At 53.3% G+C, this 15,079-nt stretch carries 12 protein-coding genes; 6 read left to right on the forward strand and 6 right to left on the reverse strand.

Going from position 1 to position 15,079, the window contains the following annotated elements:
* Nucleotides 1–11: 11 nt before the first annotated feature.
* From E3E37_RS09785 to E3E37_RS09805, 5 genes are all read left to right on the forward strand, one after another.
* A complete protein-coding gene (locus tag E3E37_RS09785; RefSeq protein WP_167716974.1) occupies nt 12–665 on the forward strand; it encodes a DUF434 domain-containing protein in 654 nt (217 codons plus the stop codon).
* 130 nt (nt 666–795) lie between these two features.
* Entirely contained in the window at nt 796–1,929 is a 1,134-nt protein-coding gene (locus E3E37_RS09790; protein ID WP_167716976.1) for a hypothetical protein, read from the forward strand.
* Between the two features lie 231 nt (nt 1,930–2,160).
* On the forward strand, nt 2,161–3,855 hold the full coding sequence (locus E3E37_RS09795) for a hypothetical protein (RefSeq protein ID WP_240921971.1): 1,695 nt from the start codon (nt 2,161–2,163) through the stop codon (nt 3,853–3,855).
* A 39-nt stretch (nt 3,856–3,894) separates the two neighbouring features.
* Nucleotides 3,895–4,536, forward strand: a complete 642-nt coding sequence (locus tag E3E37_RS09800; RefSeq protein WP_167716980.1) for a DUF432 domain-containing protein — start codon at nt 3,895–3,897, stop codon at nt 4,534–4,536.
* Between the two features lie 4 nt (nt 4,537–4,540).
* Entirely contained in the window at nt 4,541–5,644 is a 1,104-nt protein-coding gene (locus E3E37_RS09805) for a mechanosensitive ion channel family protein (protein WP_167716983.1), read from the forward strand.
* 11 nt (nt 5,645–5,655) lie between these two features.
* Here the strand turns inward: E3E37_RS09805 and E3E37_RS09810 are convergent, their stop codons facing one another.
* The 6 genes from E3E37_RS09810 to dph2 all read right to left on the reverse strand — a co-directional run bounded on the left by E3E37_RS09810 (nt 5,656) and on the right by dph2 (nt 14,593).
* Nucleotides 5,656–8,658: a PKD domain-containing protein gene (locus E3E37_RS09810; RefSeq protein WP_167716985.1), complete on the reverse strand. Its 3,003-nt coding sequence runs from the start codon at nt 8,656–8,658 to the stop codon at nt 5,656–5,658.
* A 143-nt stretch (nt 8,659–8,801) separates the two neighbouring features.
* Nucleotides 8,802–10,130 carry an RsmB/NOP family class I SAM-dependent RNA methyltransferase gene (locus E3E37_RS09815; protein WP_167716987.1) on the reverse strand — a complete coding sequence of 443 codons (1,329 nt, stop codon included), beginning with the start codon at nt 10,128–10,130 and terminating at the stop codon, nt 8,802–8,804.
* A 38-nt stretch (nt 10,131–10,168) separates the two neighbouring features.
* Nucleotides 10,169–11,878, reverse strand: coding sequence for a hypothetical protein (locus tag E3E37_RS09820; RefSeq protein WP_167716989.1), 1,710 nt, complete (start codon nt 11,876–11,878; stop codon nt 10,169–10,171).
* 57 nt (nt 11,879–11,935) lie between these two features.
* Complete coding sequence (locus tag E3E37_RS09825; protein WP_167716991.1) at nt 11,936–12,889, reverse strand: hypothetical protein; 954 nt, start codon at nt 12,887–12,889, stop codon at nt 11,936–11,938.
* 61 nt (nt 12,890–12,950) lie between these two features.
* A complete protein-coding gene (locus E3E37_RS09830; protein ID WP_088863955.1) occupies nt 12,951–13,562 on the reverse strand; it encodes an METTL5 family protein in 612 nt (203 codons plus the stop codon).
* Nucleotides 13,559–14,593, reverse strand: a complete 1,035-nt coding sequence (gene dph2, locus E3E37_RS09835) for a diphthamide biosynthesis enzyme Dph2 (RefSeq protein ID WP_167716993.1) — start codon at nt 14,591–14,593, stop codon at nt 13,559–13,561. Before dph2 ends, E3E37_RS09830 begins: the two co-directional genes overlap by 4 nt.
* A gap of 96 nt (nt 14,594–14,689) precedes the next feature.
* On the opposite strand from dph2, the gene E3E37_RS09840 reads away from it, so the two are divergent.
* Complete coding sequence (locus tag E3E37_RS09840; RefSeq protein WP_167716995.1) at nt 14,690–15,064, forward strand: hypothetical protein; 375 nt, start codon at nt 14,690–14,692, stop codon at nt 15,062–15,064.
* Nucleotides 15,065–15,079: the final 15 nt, after the last annotated feature.

The raw sequence follows: 15,079 nt of genomic DNA on the forward strand, positions 1-15,079 counted from the left end.
TTTCTTTATCCATGCTGGCCGAGGCATGCCGTGACCTGAAGTACCTACTCAACAGGGGCTACCGGAAAAGGTATGCCCTTGACTTCGTGGCCAATCATTACCGGCTGACCAGGGGCGAGCGCTACCTCCTAGCAAGGTGCGTGTTCTCCGACGGGTGGGTGGGGGAGGTAAGGAAAAAGCTCCTATCGCCCGAGGAAATGAAGGGCAGGGTTCTCGGGATAGACGGCTTCAACGTCCTGATAACCCTCGAGTCGCTTCTCGAAGGACGGGCCATACTCTGCGAGGACGGGCTCGTGAGGGATTTGAAGTACCAGGGAAGGTACAGGCTCAACGAAGGCACCGGCCGGCTACTCGGGAATATTGCACAGGCCCTGCAGGAACTTGGGATTGAAAAAGCCGTGGTCTTTTACGGTTCGGCGGTTCCAAGGAGCGGGGAAGTAAAAAAGCTGACGGAGGAAGCATTCGGTCGCAAATGGCTTGAGGTTGAGGTGAAACTCGTAAGAAGCCCAGATTTCGAGCTCAAGAGGTTTGAAACCGTCGCAACTGCCGACATCGGGATAATCTCAAAGGTTCCCCACGTCTTTGATCTGGCAGCCTATACCGGCCTGCTATTGGGACGGAAGGCAAAACCATTTCACGAGATTCCCCTGAATGGGATCCCATGACCATATTAATGCACCCAACTACTTCAGTTTCATTTGAAGTCTTAGAAAGTTTTTAATATGACAACTGACAAGAACATAACATAGTGTCTTTATGGCCCGCCTTGTTTTTTGCGGGTTTGGGGGGATGTGGATGAAACGCGCCGTAACGGCTATGCTGGTGTTGTTGCTTCTCGGGATGGTCGCCGCGGCCGGCTGTCTCGGAGGAGGTGGCGAAACCCCAACAAAGCCGGAAACTCCCGCAGAGGGGACCTCACCTTCAAGCACTCCCTCAAGTCCTTCTTCATCAGAGGATACAAGTTCTCCCTCAGCAACAGAAACTCAGACTGAGAGCCCATCAACCACCGAAACTGAATCCCCTACTGAAACCCAGCCACCATCCGAGGAAGACTACTGGGAAAACCCCTGGGAGTACGCACCCTTAACCATTGGAGACGAAACATACTGGATAACCTACTATAAGTACCGCTACAAGATACAGCCGGATCAGAACTCCCCCACTTACGAATACATTGTAGAAAAAAGCATCGAAAGAAGCACCGTCAGCGTATGCGGCATGGATCTTATGGGAAACAAAAAGGACCTTGGGGAGCATGAAGTGTACGCCTATAAGACCGTGGTAACACCCATCAATGCCGCCGGTCTCGAAAACAAGCTCACCATAACCGTATGGTATCTCTCGAACGTAAGTAATGCGTTTATCTACCCATGGGACGTGCTTTGGCTTTCGTATGCCTCCCCTACTGGAGCCGGAGACAATGTTTTTGTTGGCATGGAGTTTGAGTACAAAGGAAAGAGCTTCTGGATTATGAATCCAGCCCCCTTCCAGAACGGTCTCTTCCCATGCTTTGAAGGGGACACGGAACTGCCAGATGCCGTGAACGAAGATCTTGGATACCTCTACATGGGGTGGGTCGCCCTTATACACCTCGGGTTCTGGCATGAATGGAGCAGTATGAACGTCTTGGTACCCCAGTCGGGAGTCTGGAGCGATGGGATGGGACACACCTGGAAATGGAGCACTAGTCCAGATGGCATAGTGAGATACTCTGGCTTCACCTTCAAGCTGGTCAATTTCGAGTGGAGCTATGAAGGTACGGTGGAAGGTGTCAAGCTTCAGGGAGAAGGTAAATTCTCACCGGACCTGCCACTCCTGGTTGAGAGCGAAGGGTACTACTCCTACAAGGATCAAGTCACCGGTAGGACTACGGTGATTTACAGCTACCTGAAGCTGGAGGATCTGAAGCTGGAGGAAAACCTGCCCTGAGATTTTGTTTTTATTTTACAATTCTACCAAAACGTCCCAATGTTTAAATAGTTTGTTTAACATAGAAAGACCGGAGCTGATATTATGGAACCCAGGTCAAAAAGTGCCCTTGCTATTTTTGTTTTTATCCTGCTTTTTTTAAGCATCAGCGGATGTTTGGGTGGAAGTGAGGGGGAGGCCCCATCTCTCACATCTACCCAAGACGAGCACCGCACTACCGAAACGGATGGGATGTCAACCGACACCACGGAGTACGCCACCTGGGCAAACCCCTGGGACGCCTACAACCCGGTCCAAGTTGGCGGTCAGAGCTACTACATCACCTACATAAAGTACACCTTCACGGTCAAGAGCTCCGAGGGGGAGCGCTCCTACGAGGTGATAAAGCAGAGGGGCTACGTGAAGGCCCACATCTACTCCGACGACAACGGGAAGAAGGACCTTGGCGAGTACACCCTCTTTGCCTACTACGGAAAGATAACCCCCCTGAACGACCCCGACATGAGCGGCCCGCTCGAGTACCTCATACTCATCAAGGAGAGAACCAGGGACAGCGACACCTATTTCCTCACGCCCTTCCCCGACTTTGGGGCCATGATGTCCGGGACAACAGCGGTTATCGAGGCCTCCTACGGCGGTAACTATTTCTACTGGAGCAACCCAGCGGCGGTAGGGGAGTATTCGGAGCTTCCATACACCGAAGGAGACTTCGGAACCGTGATGGGTGGCATATCGGGCGCAACGATCCAGGGCTGGATGGCAATGGTGAGCTCGGCGGTCTGGACGGGACTGGAGGACCACGACCTCTCAAAACCCGACGAGTACAGCTTCTCGTTCATGGGCATGGGATATAGCTACAAGGTTGAGCCTGACGGAACGGTGACCTTTGACGGAAAGAGCTTCAAGGTGAGCGATGTCGAGTGGAGCTGGGCCTTTGGAAACGTCAGGGGGCAGGGAAAGGCGAGGATAGCCCCCGCGTTGCCGATACCTGTGGAGACGGAGGGGACATTCAGCCAGATGGGCGGTGAAAGCTACTACTCGAAGCTGAAGATTGAAGACCTGAGGCTATCGAGGGAGTTCGAGGGCATAGACGTTGAGATAGAGAGCCCAACTTCCCCGGGAGAGACCGGAACATCAACGGAAACCCAGACGGAAACCTCAACGGAAGCGCCGGGTGAGGGCTCGGACAACTGGAAGCTCGCCTGGGATGCAAGTGAGCCCATAACCATAAACGGTGAGGAGTACGTCGTGAAGGAGGTGACCTTTGAAGCCGATTACCGCGTCTCCGGCGGTTCCCATGTCCGCATGGAGGTCAAGAAGGGCTACTACGAGACCACCCTGAACGGGGAGGACGTTTACGCCCTCTATGCCTTCCTCAACATAGGCGGAGAGAGCTACAACTATGTGGTCTACGTTGAGCCGGACTCCCTGGACGAGTACACTTCGGGGATACTCTGGATACCGGCCGTCTACGACATGGTCAATGGGCCCGAGTGGGTAAAGGTCGAGATAACCGGGCCGAACTGTCACTACTCGATAGACGATTCGGGCAACATCGAAGGCGACATGGACTGTGGCATGATAAGCGAGGACTTCCAGCAGTACAACATGATATGGAGCTACCCCACGGGCTTCTACGGTGGCATATACGGGGACGTGGTTGAGGTAAATTCCCTCACGGGCGGCCAGGGCTACACGGTCGAACCGGGAGGGCCAGTAACCATCGCCGGGATGGAGTTCGAGACGTACACAATAACCTGGAACGGAATAGCGCAAAACTCTGGAATACAGGCCAACGGAGGCACGATAGTCGCTCCGGAACTGCCGTTCCCCGTGGAGGTCACGGCTTCCCTCGCGATGCCTGGCGGCATTGGCATCTACGTCCACGCGAAGCTTATCGACATGAAACTCGAAGAGACCAGCTAGCAGGCAAACTTTAAATCTTTTCTTACATTATTTTTATCCATGTTCGGTGAGCACGAGCTGAAGACCCAGTTCATCAAGATCGGCGAGAAAAAGGTACACATCGTCGAGGAGAAGGGCGACGTGTTCAAATACAGGAGAGACGATGTTGAGGTAATGTTCAAGGGAGCGGGCAATAAACTTGAGATACTCCCGGCTCCCGCCACCGGTTACGGTGTCAAGCTTCTCATGATTGACTTTGGAGAGAGCGTGGTTGTACCTCCGGGTGAAAAAATGGAGTTCTTCCTCAGCGCCCCGGTGGAAGTGGACGTTCGGCTCGGTGATGTGACAATAGACCACTTCAACCTGAGCAGGGAAAAGTACGCCCTCTACGGCACCCCTGAGGTCGGGGCGATAGCGAGGTACTGGAGATCCAGGCTATACATCTCCGAACCGAATGAGACGGGAGTGGTTAAGGTTCACATAAACAACGGCTCGAAAAGATGGTGGGAGCTCGACCATCTGGTCATATACCTTAAGGACACAGTGATGTACTACTCCGAGGAGAGGGCCTACTACCCCCTGATAATCGTGGAATTCAAGACCGGAGTGCCGGAAATCAACAACACTGGAGATCCCCCAAAGGAGGGTCTGAAGCCCACCAAAGAGCCCCTCCCCCTTCCGAACTTCGTCATGAGGTGGTGACGGGATGTTCAGCTCCTTGATTAACTCAACGATCACCCTTCCAGTGGAGCCGGGGGTTCCCCTCGAAATTCCAGTAAACGCCATCATAAAGGCCGTCCTGATACTTGTCCTGGGAGTGTTCATAGCGAAGATAGCCAAGAGACAGATAATAAAGGCCTCAAGGAAAACCACCCACGTCTGGATAATCAACGAGGACACCGCGGCGGCGATATCCAATCTCATAATCTTTGTCGCGATAATACAGTCCCTCGATGCCCTCGGTGTCCTCTCGTACGAGATATGGGGAATGCCCCTCAGCAACATGCTTACGGCAATACTCGTCTTCTACTTCGCCTACCTCCTTGCGAAAAAGTCAAAGGACTACATGATCACGAGAACTCCCCAGAGCAAACTTCCCGAGGTTCAGGTTAAGGCGAAGCTCTTCTACTACACGGTCATCATCCTCGCCTTCTTCCTCGCCCTCAACATAGCGGGGATAAGCGGCGAGCTCGGAACCCTCATGGCTGCCGCAGGCATAACTGGTATAATCCTCGGTTTCTCCGCCCAGACCGTCGTTTCCAACTTCGTATCCGGCGTCTTCATGTACTTCGACAAGCCCCTCCAGATTGGCGATGCGGTCAGGCTCAAGGACACGTCCGGAACGGTTGTGGAGGGAGTAGTAGAGGACATCAGGATAATGTCCACGAGGATAAGGCAGTGGGACGGAACCCTGTTAAGGATACCCAACGACAAGCTCTTCAACAGCGAGATAGTCAACCTCCAGAAGTACCCCGCGAGAAGGACGACGCTGGAGATAGGCATAGCCTACAGCGCCGACGCGGAAAGGGCTATCAAGGTCATCGAACGCGTTCTTGAGGAAGAACCCTACGTCCTTGCGATACCTGCCCCAAGGGTCTACGTTGACAGGCTGGAGGACAGCTCCGTGGTCATAAAGATATGGGCGTGGACACCCAGCTCGCTGTGGATAGGGGAGAACCTCCTTCGCTCGAAGTACCACCTGCTCCAGAGGATAAAGGAGGCCCTCGACAGGGAGGGAATAGAGATACCGTTCCCGCAGAGGGTCAACTGGTTCGCCAACGAACTGAAGGTAAAAGTGGACAAAGAATAAAAAGACCCCGATCACTTTTTCTTTATTACCGTTCCGAGAAGCACCGCGAGCACTCCAATCACGGCCGGCCCGCAAACTGCTCCGGAGGGTGACGGTGAAGGTTTCTCTGAGGAAGTCTGTGATGACTCGGTCTTTTCAGAACCTGTTGGTTGATCCTCTGTGGGGCTTTCGGTTGGCAATTTCTCCGGAACCATTCCTTCAACCACTATGGCCAGTCTCGCTGAGTCATCTTGTCCGCCACTGTCCCTTACAGTAAGGGTTACGGTATAGTTGCCGGGCTCTCTGAAGACGTGAGCAGGCTCCCTCTCAGTGGATGTCTTCCCATCTCCAAAGTCCCAGCTCCAGCTCATAATGGATCCGTCGGGGTCATAGGACTTATCGACAAAGTTCACCACCTCCCCGGCCCGAGGATTCTTGGGAAAAACTGTGAAATCTGCTGTGGGGGGCAGATTCTCTGGGGAGACCGTTATTTCCGCACTGTACGTTCCCAACATACCCTCACTATCACTTACAGTCAATGACACAACATAAATTCCCGGAGCACTGTAGACGTGTTCGGGGTTGGTTTCTGTGGACTCTTCCCCGTCCCCGAAGTCCCACCGCCAACTTGCAATATTTCCATCAGGATCCTCTGCTCTCCCTTCAAACCGAACCATGTCCCCTACCCTGATCCCGGAGGAGGGGGTGTATGTGAATGACACGAGGGGCCGTTCATTGTTCAGGACGCGAATGGTGGCCGTACACGTTGATTCCGCTCCCCATTCGTCACGAACTTTCAGCGTTGCTTTGTATTCCCCCTCACTCTCGTATCTGTAGGAGACTTCCGTTGAGTTTCCTTCCACAAAGCTTCCGTCACCGAACTCCAATCTCCAGCTGGTTCTATCGTTTTCTGGATCCTCGATATTAATCCCAAATACAACGTCGAGCGGTTCTTTGCCGGTATCCGGGGTCGCCGCGAGAACACAGTTGGGAGCACTGTTGTTGGCAAGAATATCGACGAGGTTAAGATGAACAATGACTGGGGGTAGATGCGGGAAGTTCGGGTTGATTACCGGTTTTGCCACTATTAGTGGACTTGATTTCCGTGTTTTGTAGTAGCTGCCCATACTAGGCACGTAAAAGTCAAGAACAAGATGCCCGTCCTCACTGTCTAGATAGATAACACCGGTAGCGTTATATTTCCTGTCCTCATCCTCAACCCTTCCTTTATACTCAACGAGAACCGTTGTTTCCTCGGAGAAGCTTACTTTGTGGGTAGTTATCTCGGTCTCCCCATATTCACCTCCGAGGTCTGCATCAACCCGCACACCTGGAGAGACCATTCCGCCAACCTTAAGGCTTGCCTTAACCCCTATGCTGAACATGTTTGTGGTTTCCTTCCATCTCAGTGTCTTCATAACCTTCTCATAGGAACCGCCGATCTCCCCAACCATAATCGAGAACGTTGCCAGCATGTTGGAGGCTTCGTAGTTTCTAAGCTCATAGATAGTCGTGGGGTATGTTGTGATGTCACCAATCTTATGAAGGTCCGAGTGATACTCTGTGAATGCAATCGAAGGGGGCCCCTTAGGAACGGTTGCCAAGATATACTGCTGTTTTCCATCGACAACGGCCAGTTCCCTTGGAGATATTATGGGAAACTCATACACATCATAGTACGTGGTAACGACCACGGCCCCATCCATCATGTCGGCCCATAGCGTGAGCGTTTGCTGTGTGGAAAAGGACTCCCCCGTTTCCTCAACAGTCTTCTTCTCCATGCGGAACTTTATGCTGGCCTCCATGCGCGCCACCTTTTCCTCGCCCAGAGTAAGCTTGAGTCCGATGCTCATCTTGGAATCGGTCGTGGCTTTCACAGTGGTGGTAACAGTCTCACTTTCCCTGCTTCTGTACTTGGCATAAAATACACCATCCTCGTTTATAACGTCGTAGTCAACGGGCGGAGCGTTGATGACCGCTATGACCTTTTCCTCGACGACCATTGTTCCCCTTCTTGGGGGCCCAACGATTATAGAGTTCCCATCCACGTCCCCTACGGCCAAGCCCGCACCGTACTGGAAGTGAGAACTAAACCCTCTGCCGTTGAGTATATTGCCCTGCATGTCGTAAACTTTTATGAGACCCTGCTGGGAGGCCCATACTATCTCCTCCATCCCGTCGGCGTTGACGTCTCCAACGGCGATCCTGTCCCCTTTCTTAAATGAGATGGGGAAACGCGAGATCTCTACCGGCCGGTATTCTCCCCCCTCCCTAATGAGTAAGAAAACATGAACTCCTATGTTCTTTCCCCTGTTGCGCGTGTCCTGAGTTGCCACTATGAGCTCATCCACACCATCAAGGTTTACGTCTCCAGCGCCCATCTCATCCCGGGCCGTCAGCATGAAGTAGTCCTCCGTTGAAAAACGGCCAAGGATGTCTCCCTCCATGCTATATACAGTTATAATCCTCTCACTGAAGTCTGCATGAACAACCTCACAGACACCATCCCCATCAAAATCCCCCACGGTTATGCTGTCCTCATTGCTGAAGTCGTCAACTCTAAACCTCTTTTCAGTTTGCAGTGTCTCAGAGAGGGCATTTATCCAGTTGCTACTCCGGTCGGCAAAGATGACCTCAGCTTTTCCATCGCCGTCCACATCACCAGCCGCCAAGTCATCCCCGGCCTCAAAATCCAAATCTCTTTTAGCCAGCATCATACCCTCCTTTGTGAACACGTAAATATCATCAGTACTTCTGTCTCCATGTATTATCTCAGCCTTTCCATCGCCATTTATGTCCCCCGCTGTTATTTCGTCCCATTTCTCATAATCCTTCTTGAATGAATACAAGCGTCTCCCATTTTCGTCCTCGTAGACGAAGAAGTTGTCCCCCCTGTCGCCGATGATTATCTCCTCGTCCCCGATGACCATCCCGTCTTCCCAGAAAGGCACTTCCTGGGCGGCACCACCGGATACGTAATCAAAACTGGAAAATATCAACAAAAACCCGCAGAGAACCGGGATCCAACACTTCATATCCCCTACCCCCACTGCCGTGAGCTTACGAAAATCCATAACAGGACTTTCGTAAACTCATAATTAACAAATACTTTAAAAATAATAAAGTTTTTTAAAATATTAATCAAAACCTTCAGCCTGAAGTCATCACAATCTAAACCCTACTTTGACTCCTTCTCGATTAGAGCATAGAAAAACCCTATCGTCCCGTGTCTGTGCGGCCATGCTCGCATGGTCCCCTTCAGAAAGCCCTCGTCGTAGGGGTCCCTCAGCGGGACGAGCCGGGCATCGCCGTGCCGCTCAAGGAACCAGCCCACCACATCCTCGTTCTCCTCCTTGAGCATGGAGCAGGTGGAGTAGAGGAGCCTGCCACCGGGCTTTAAAAGCTCCCACGCGCTCTCGATGAGTTCCTTCTGGAGCTCCACAACCTTTGGGATGTTCTTCTCGCGGAGGCGCCACCTGAGCTCGGGGTTCTTCGCTATCGTCCCGTCGCTCGTGCACGGAGCATCGAGCATCACCCTGTCCGCTATTCCCTCTCCCAGAAGCTCCGGCGCCTTCCTGCCGTCCGCCCTTATAGTCTCCGCTATCTCAACGCCGGCCCTCCTGAGGACTTCCCTCATGCGCTTTATCCTTGCGCCGTCCACATCGAAGGCGTAGATTCTGCCCTCGTTGTTCATCAGCTCCGCCATGTGTGCGGTCTTTCCACCCGGAGCGGCTGCGAGGTCAACAACGGTTTCACCCGGCCGCGGAGCAAGAACCAGAGAGGCAACCGCGGCAGCCTCCTCCTGTGCTATCGCCCAGCCCTTGTTAAAGAGCCATTCGGGGTTGAAGGGATCGAGGATTCTGAGAACGGTCTCAATCCTCCCGCTCCTCTCGAAGCGGACGTTCCTTTCCCGGAGGTAGTCCTCGACCTCCTCAACGCTCGCCTTCAGAAGGTTCACGCGAAGGCTTACGGACAGGGTCTCATTGAGGGCTTTGAGCAGCTCCTCTGCCTCGTCACCGAGAAGGCTTTTCATCTTCCCTATGAACCACTCCGGAAAGAGGTAGTCCCACTTCAGCCTCTTCTCCTCCGAGTCGAGCTTCGGGACGTAGTCTATGACCTTGGGCAGGAGGTCGTAGTAGTAATAGCCGACGTAGGGGTGCGTCCGCCTTGAAAGGAACTGGGCAAGGCCCTTCAGGTGCTGGAGGGTTTTCTGGTTGGGGTCGCGGAAGACGGCTATCTCAACGGCCACCCTCAGCGTGGCCCTCAGCCAGGGGTCGAGAATGAGGGGAGAAACGCCCACGAGCTCCTCGATTATCTCGTCTATTAAACCGAGCCTCCGCTGGACGGAGTAGAATATCCCTGTGAGCTTTGAATTTTCCCACCCTTCAATTTTGTATTTAGCAAAGGCCTTTCTCTTTGCCTGCTGGCTTGGCTTTACCTCCTCCCCAAGCTTCACGGCCTCTATGAGCGCGTAAAGCTGCCTGTCGCTAAGTTTAAGCTTTCCCAACTCGGGCCCTCCTTCCATACGGATATCAGAAACTAACCTCAGGCAGTTTTGAACCTTTCCATTATCCTTGCCGCGATCTTCCGAACCTCTTCATCGTCAGACTTAAGTAGTCCCTGGAGGATCGGCTCAAAAATCGACCTGTCTATCTCGGGGCGAATTCCCCACATTGTGATGGCATCGAGCACCATGAGTGCCGGGAACTGAAGCTGGGGATTCGTCAAGGCATCCTTCAAGAATTTCAGAACCTGCGAGACGGCCTCTTCATCCCAGGCGTAAATAAAGTAATAGCCGAAGAATTCCAGAGCTGAAAGTGGCCGCTCCTCAAGGAAGGAAAGGAAGCTCTCAAGAACGTCTCTCCTACCGCCACGGGAGGCGAGAAAAGCCAGAATTTTTGCCGCTTTGTTTCTCTCCCAAGGATTACCGGACTCTATGACCTCAAAGAGCACCGGAATCAGAGGATTCAGAATTTCAAGCTCTCCGTTATTCAGTCTGGAGACCAGCTTGGAAAGTGCCCACAGGGTATTCGATCTCCTCTCTGCATCGCGAGAACGCAGGAAGCTCTCCAGCTCCGAGACACCCTCAGGTCTTGCACGGAGGACATCAGCAATCGCAGCAATATCACCGTCATCAACGAGCTTTTCCATGGGGGGCAGCTCAGATACTTCCCCAACCTCACCCGAGGGAGGTTCCTCCTCAATGAATTCCGAACTGGGAGCCGGAGGAGAAAACTCAAGAACGGCAGGTGACCCCTCTGAGGAACCACCGACAACCTGAATCCGGGGGGTAAAGTCCTCAATTCCCTCATGCTTCAAAGTTTTGGACAGCCACCTCAGAAGGAACTCGTCCCCGAGTGAGATAGCCAGATCCATCGCCATCTCATACTCGCCCTCCAACACGAGCCGATGGAGGACGTTCTTGGCCTCATCTGGCCTGGAGCGGTAGTACGACGCCAGAATCTCCTCGATTCTGCCCTGGAGTTTTTTTGCCTTTGAACGTATCAGAAAATCGTCACTCTGGACCGCGAGCTTTTTAACCCGGGAGAGAAGCCGGGGCAGGCTCTTTATTGACTCCCCAGGAAGCTCAGCGTGAAGTGCCTCCAGAAGCACATCAAGGACAAAGTCTCGAAGGAGGTCGTCTCCATCACCGAGGAGCAGGTCCGAGGCCTCTTCAAGAAGAGTTAGGACGCTCTTGGAATCCCCGGTAAAAACAAAGACGTTGAGCAGAAGCCTGAGTCCCATACCCTTCAGGCGCGGGTTCTCGTGAGAGACCAGCCAGGAGATCTTGGATCGAATCGCTGGAGACGGATGCGAGGTCGTGAGCTTGGTAACGAGGTTGGCCATCTCAATCGACGCAAACTCCATCTTTGGATCACTGATGAGACTGACCAATACATCCACAAGATACAGGAACTCGTCCTTTCTCAAAGGGAATCCATCAACCAGCACGGAGAGAACTCTGAGAGCCTTCGTGACTAGGCGTGGGCTCCCGGACTCCAGAGCCGAGACTATTGTTCCAAAACCGTTGTTCATGACCAGAAGCTTTGTCCTGTCGTCTCCCTTCTTCAGGACCTCTCCAAGTGCAAGAAGTGCCCTAACCTTGGTATCTTCATCCCCGTGTCCAACCATATCCAGGAGCATCAGAAGAACGTCACTGTCCCGGAGGGCCAGCTCAACTGCCTCGTTTATCTGCCATGAGAGGACCATTTCGCGCAGTTCATCCTTAGAGGGGATAGTCCTTTCAAGCGGCACAATGAGTAATATAGCCAACTTGACATATATCACTTTCGCTTGAAAGTCCAGTAAAGGTCATTGCGTCTTTGGGAATCCGAGCAGATCCGCGAGTCTCGGGTCTGCCCCCTCTGGATCCTCCTCCCAGAGCTTTATCAGCAGGGCTGTGCCTCCAATTATCAGGGCAAGGTTTAGAGCGTCCTCAACGCGTCCCTTCAAGAGGAGCTCCCTCATAACTTCAAGCGCCTCGTCCTTTTTGGAACCGTAGTGGGAGAACAAAGCCTTCTCAACCTCAGTCCTTACGTTGGAGGCCCTGGAACGGATAAGAACGTTCTCGGCCCTATTTTCTATGTCCTTGAGAATCGGCAGAAAACCCACCAGCGACTTCATCATGTCAGGAGACATGTGAAATGCGAGCACCTCCTCAAGAAAATCAAGGCCTGTCTCAACCAGAAGCACGTTATCACTCCTCATGAGATGCGAGATGCACTCCAGAACCTCACGACCCTTTCCATCCAGACTTCCCGAATTCAAAAAGAGGCGCATTCCGAGGGCCCGTATGTAGAGATTATCGGAGGACAACAGTTCGTTTATCCTCTCCCTGCTCTTCCAGCTCAGGGGAGGCATTTGAAGCTCACCAAAGAGGTCCAGAACGAGGAGATGCAGGAAGGTATCGTCCCTCTCCATAATGGGAACGACCGCATCTATGAGCGCCAGGAGGCGGAATTCATCAATCTGAATCCCATCGAACAGCCGAAGGAGAACCTCTATCGTCCTTGAAACTATTCTGCTGTCCTCGTCTCTAAGGAGAACCATCAGTCTGTTAAAGCCGTTTCTAAGTACGGTAGACTTTATCCGACCATTCTGCTCTTTAAGGAGCTCTGCAAGTGCCGTCAACGCCCTTAGGCGCGTTGCAGTATCCTCATCCTCTAGGAGGTTGAGGAGAGACGTTACAACGTACTCGTCCCCGTTGGCAATGTCAATTATATCCATCGCCCGCCAGGACATCACCAGCTCCCTAATTTGATCCATGGGTTTCACCCCTCATTATACCCACGAGATATTGAACTTCATCCAATATATTGTTTTCGCTTCACATCCGCTGGAACCTGTACACGTCAACCGAGATTCTCTCAAGTCTCTTCCGATGGAAAAAGAACTGGGCCGGAATCTCGAAGGGAAGTGTTACTCTGTGAGTTATCGAAAAACCGGAGTCCTTCACAAAGGATTCGATGAAGCGTCTCACCTCCGGCTTGGCCAGGTGTATGGAGTAAACAACGTCGCTCACCTCGAAGGCCTTCAGCAGGAAGGGCCTGTCCGCGTGGCGATTCTGGCTCCCAAAGGGCGGGTTCATCACCACAGTATCAACCCTCACCGAAAAATCGGTGACATGGGTGCGATGGATTTCAACACAGTCAGTAAGGGCGAGACGTTCCACGTTTGCGCGGAGAATATCAACCGCCTCGCCGTCAACCTCAACCGCGTGAACACGCTCGGCGCCCAGTAGGCAGGCCCCCACCGTCAGGACGCCGGTTCCGGCTCCGAGATCAGCAACAACTCTACCGGCGATGTCGCCCATGGAATGGGCCAGCCAGAGCAGCTCGGCCGCGACATCCCCGGGGGTTCGGTACTGCTCAAGTTCTGGCTTGGGGTTTCTGAAGCCTTCAAGACGGGAGAGGGCCATGGCAAGGTGTTTTTTCTTCAATCTCTCACCCCGTGGACGGCTATGCCGAGGGGCTCGTCCTTCTCGCGCTCCACTCCGAGTATCTCGTCGAATTCGTATTCCTCCCGCAGGCCAAGGAGTATCTCAACCTCCCTGGGGGTCAGCACGGGCTTCCGCCAGTTCTCATAGTCATCTATCGGAACGCGTGGGCAGGCCACGACAACGTAGGCGTCGAAGTCAAAGCCTTCGAGGGCCGGGTAGCCGATGTGGTTCATCGCTATGAGCCTCGCGTACCTTCCATGCTCGCGGAGAAGTCTGACTACTCTTTTTGCCTCGGCCAGGCGAAGCTGGCCCTTCTTGGTGCTGGTTATCACACCGAATTTCCGAGCGTCCATGGCCTTCGCTATCTGCGCCCACCTCTTCCTTATTAGCCGTTCAGCCTCCTGGTCCATCCATACCGCATCGCCGCTATAGGGGTTTACAGCCAGAGTCGGCTTTTTCGTGGCCAGGGCAACGCCGAGCGGGTGAAAGTAGCCGGCGCCGATGAAGAGAACCCCTTCCGCATCAACTTTCGCCGCGGTGAAGTTGCACCCGAGAACCTGTCCCGGCCAGCTGACGCGGGAGTCGCCCTTTCCGGTGATAACCTCAAAGCCATGCCTTTCCAGGAAATCCCTGGCCAAGTCAAGTTGATGGACGTGCTGGGCCGTCGTCACGAGCGCTATTCTCGTCCCAAGCTTTCTGATCTCGCCGAGGTTTTTCTCAAGCGCAGGAACCACATCAACGCTCGCGAAGGCTGGAACGAATATCGTGGGAACCTCCAGGTGGAGGCGCATGTAGCTGTGGCCAAGATGGATTAGAGCGTCGCATCCGAGCAACTTCGCCTCCCTGTCGGCCGGATCGCAGGCGCCGTAGTTGATATCCCCGCTTATTATTGCCTCGATTCCTTTCTCTTCAAGGAAATCCGCCAGATACTGGGCCTCCCTCTTCAGCCCCTCGGGGGTCTGGATGAGTACTCGCTCAGCGCTGAGGTCTCGCAGGGCTTTCAGTATCTCGCCGGTTGGAATCTCGTGCATGGAACCACCACACTGTGTAGCCGGGAAGCGTTTAAATGTCCATCGGCGCTGATACCATTAGAAAGAGTTAAAAACCAAAAATCGTTGCATAAAACGGTGAACAACGTGGTAGAGTTCACCGAGCTCATGAACGAGGCGTGGGGTAAGTTTGAGGAAACAAAATGGCTCCTGCCGGTGCCGGTTATCCTGAGTCTGATGGATTACAGCAAGGTGATGGAGGTTCTGAACCTGGAAGGCCCTCACGTTGGAATCCGGTTCCCGCTTCCCGAGCCCACGCCAACCCTCTGGAGCTTCGTCTCGCTGCCTGCGAATGCGGCCGGCTCAAGCTTCTCACCCCAAACTCTCTTTGTAATGGCCCTCTTCATCCTCCTCGGGAGTTACTTGGAGGCCGGCTACGTTGGGAGCATAAGAGACGCGGTGAAAATGACCGGGGGAAGCTTCCTCGACAACGCGGGGAGGGACTTTTTTTGAGTTTCTCCAGTTCAA

This window comes from Thermococcus sp. ES12, from assembly GCF_012027515.1.
Taxonomy (GTDB): domain Archaea; phylum Methanobacteriota_B; class Thermococci; order Thermococcales; family Thermococcaceae; genus Thermococcus; species Thermococcus barossii.

Bases quoted from the DNA above. Each gene is read 5' to 3' on its own strand.
- E3E37_RS09805 (WP_167716983.1), top strand. From the start codon at position 4,541: ATGTTCAGCTCCTTGATTAACTCAACGATCACCCTTCCAGTGGAGCCG.
- E3E37_RS09785 (WP_167716974.1), top strand. From the start codon at position 12: ATGCTGGCCGAGGCATGCCGTGACCTGAAGTACCTACTCAACAGGGGC.
- E3E37_RS09825 (WP_167716991.1), bottom strand. From the start codon at position 12,889: ATGGATCAAATTAGGGAGCTGGTGATGTCCTGGCGGGCGATGGATATA.
- E3E37_RS09790 (WP_167716976.1), top strand. From the start codon at position 796: ATGAAACGCGCCGTAACGGCTATGCTGGTGTTGTTGCTTCTCGGGATG.
- E3E37_RS09795 (WP_240921971.1), top strand. From the start codon at position 2,161: ATGTCAACCGACACCACGGAGTACGCCACCTGGGCAAACCCCTGGGAC.
- E3E37_RS09810 (WP_167716985.1), bottom strand. From the start codon at position 8,658: ATGAAGTGTTGGATCCCGGTTCTCTGCGGGTTTTTGTTGATATTTTCC.
- E3E37_RS09800 (WP_167716980.1), top strand. From the start codon at position 3,895: ATGTTCGGTGAGCACGAGCTGAAGACCCAGTTCATCAAGATCGGCGAG.
- dph2 (WP_167716993.1), bottom strand. From the start codon at position 14,593: ATGCACGAGATTCCAACCGGCGAGATACTGAAAGCCCTGCGAGACCTC.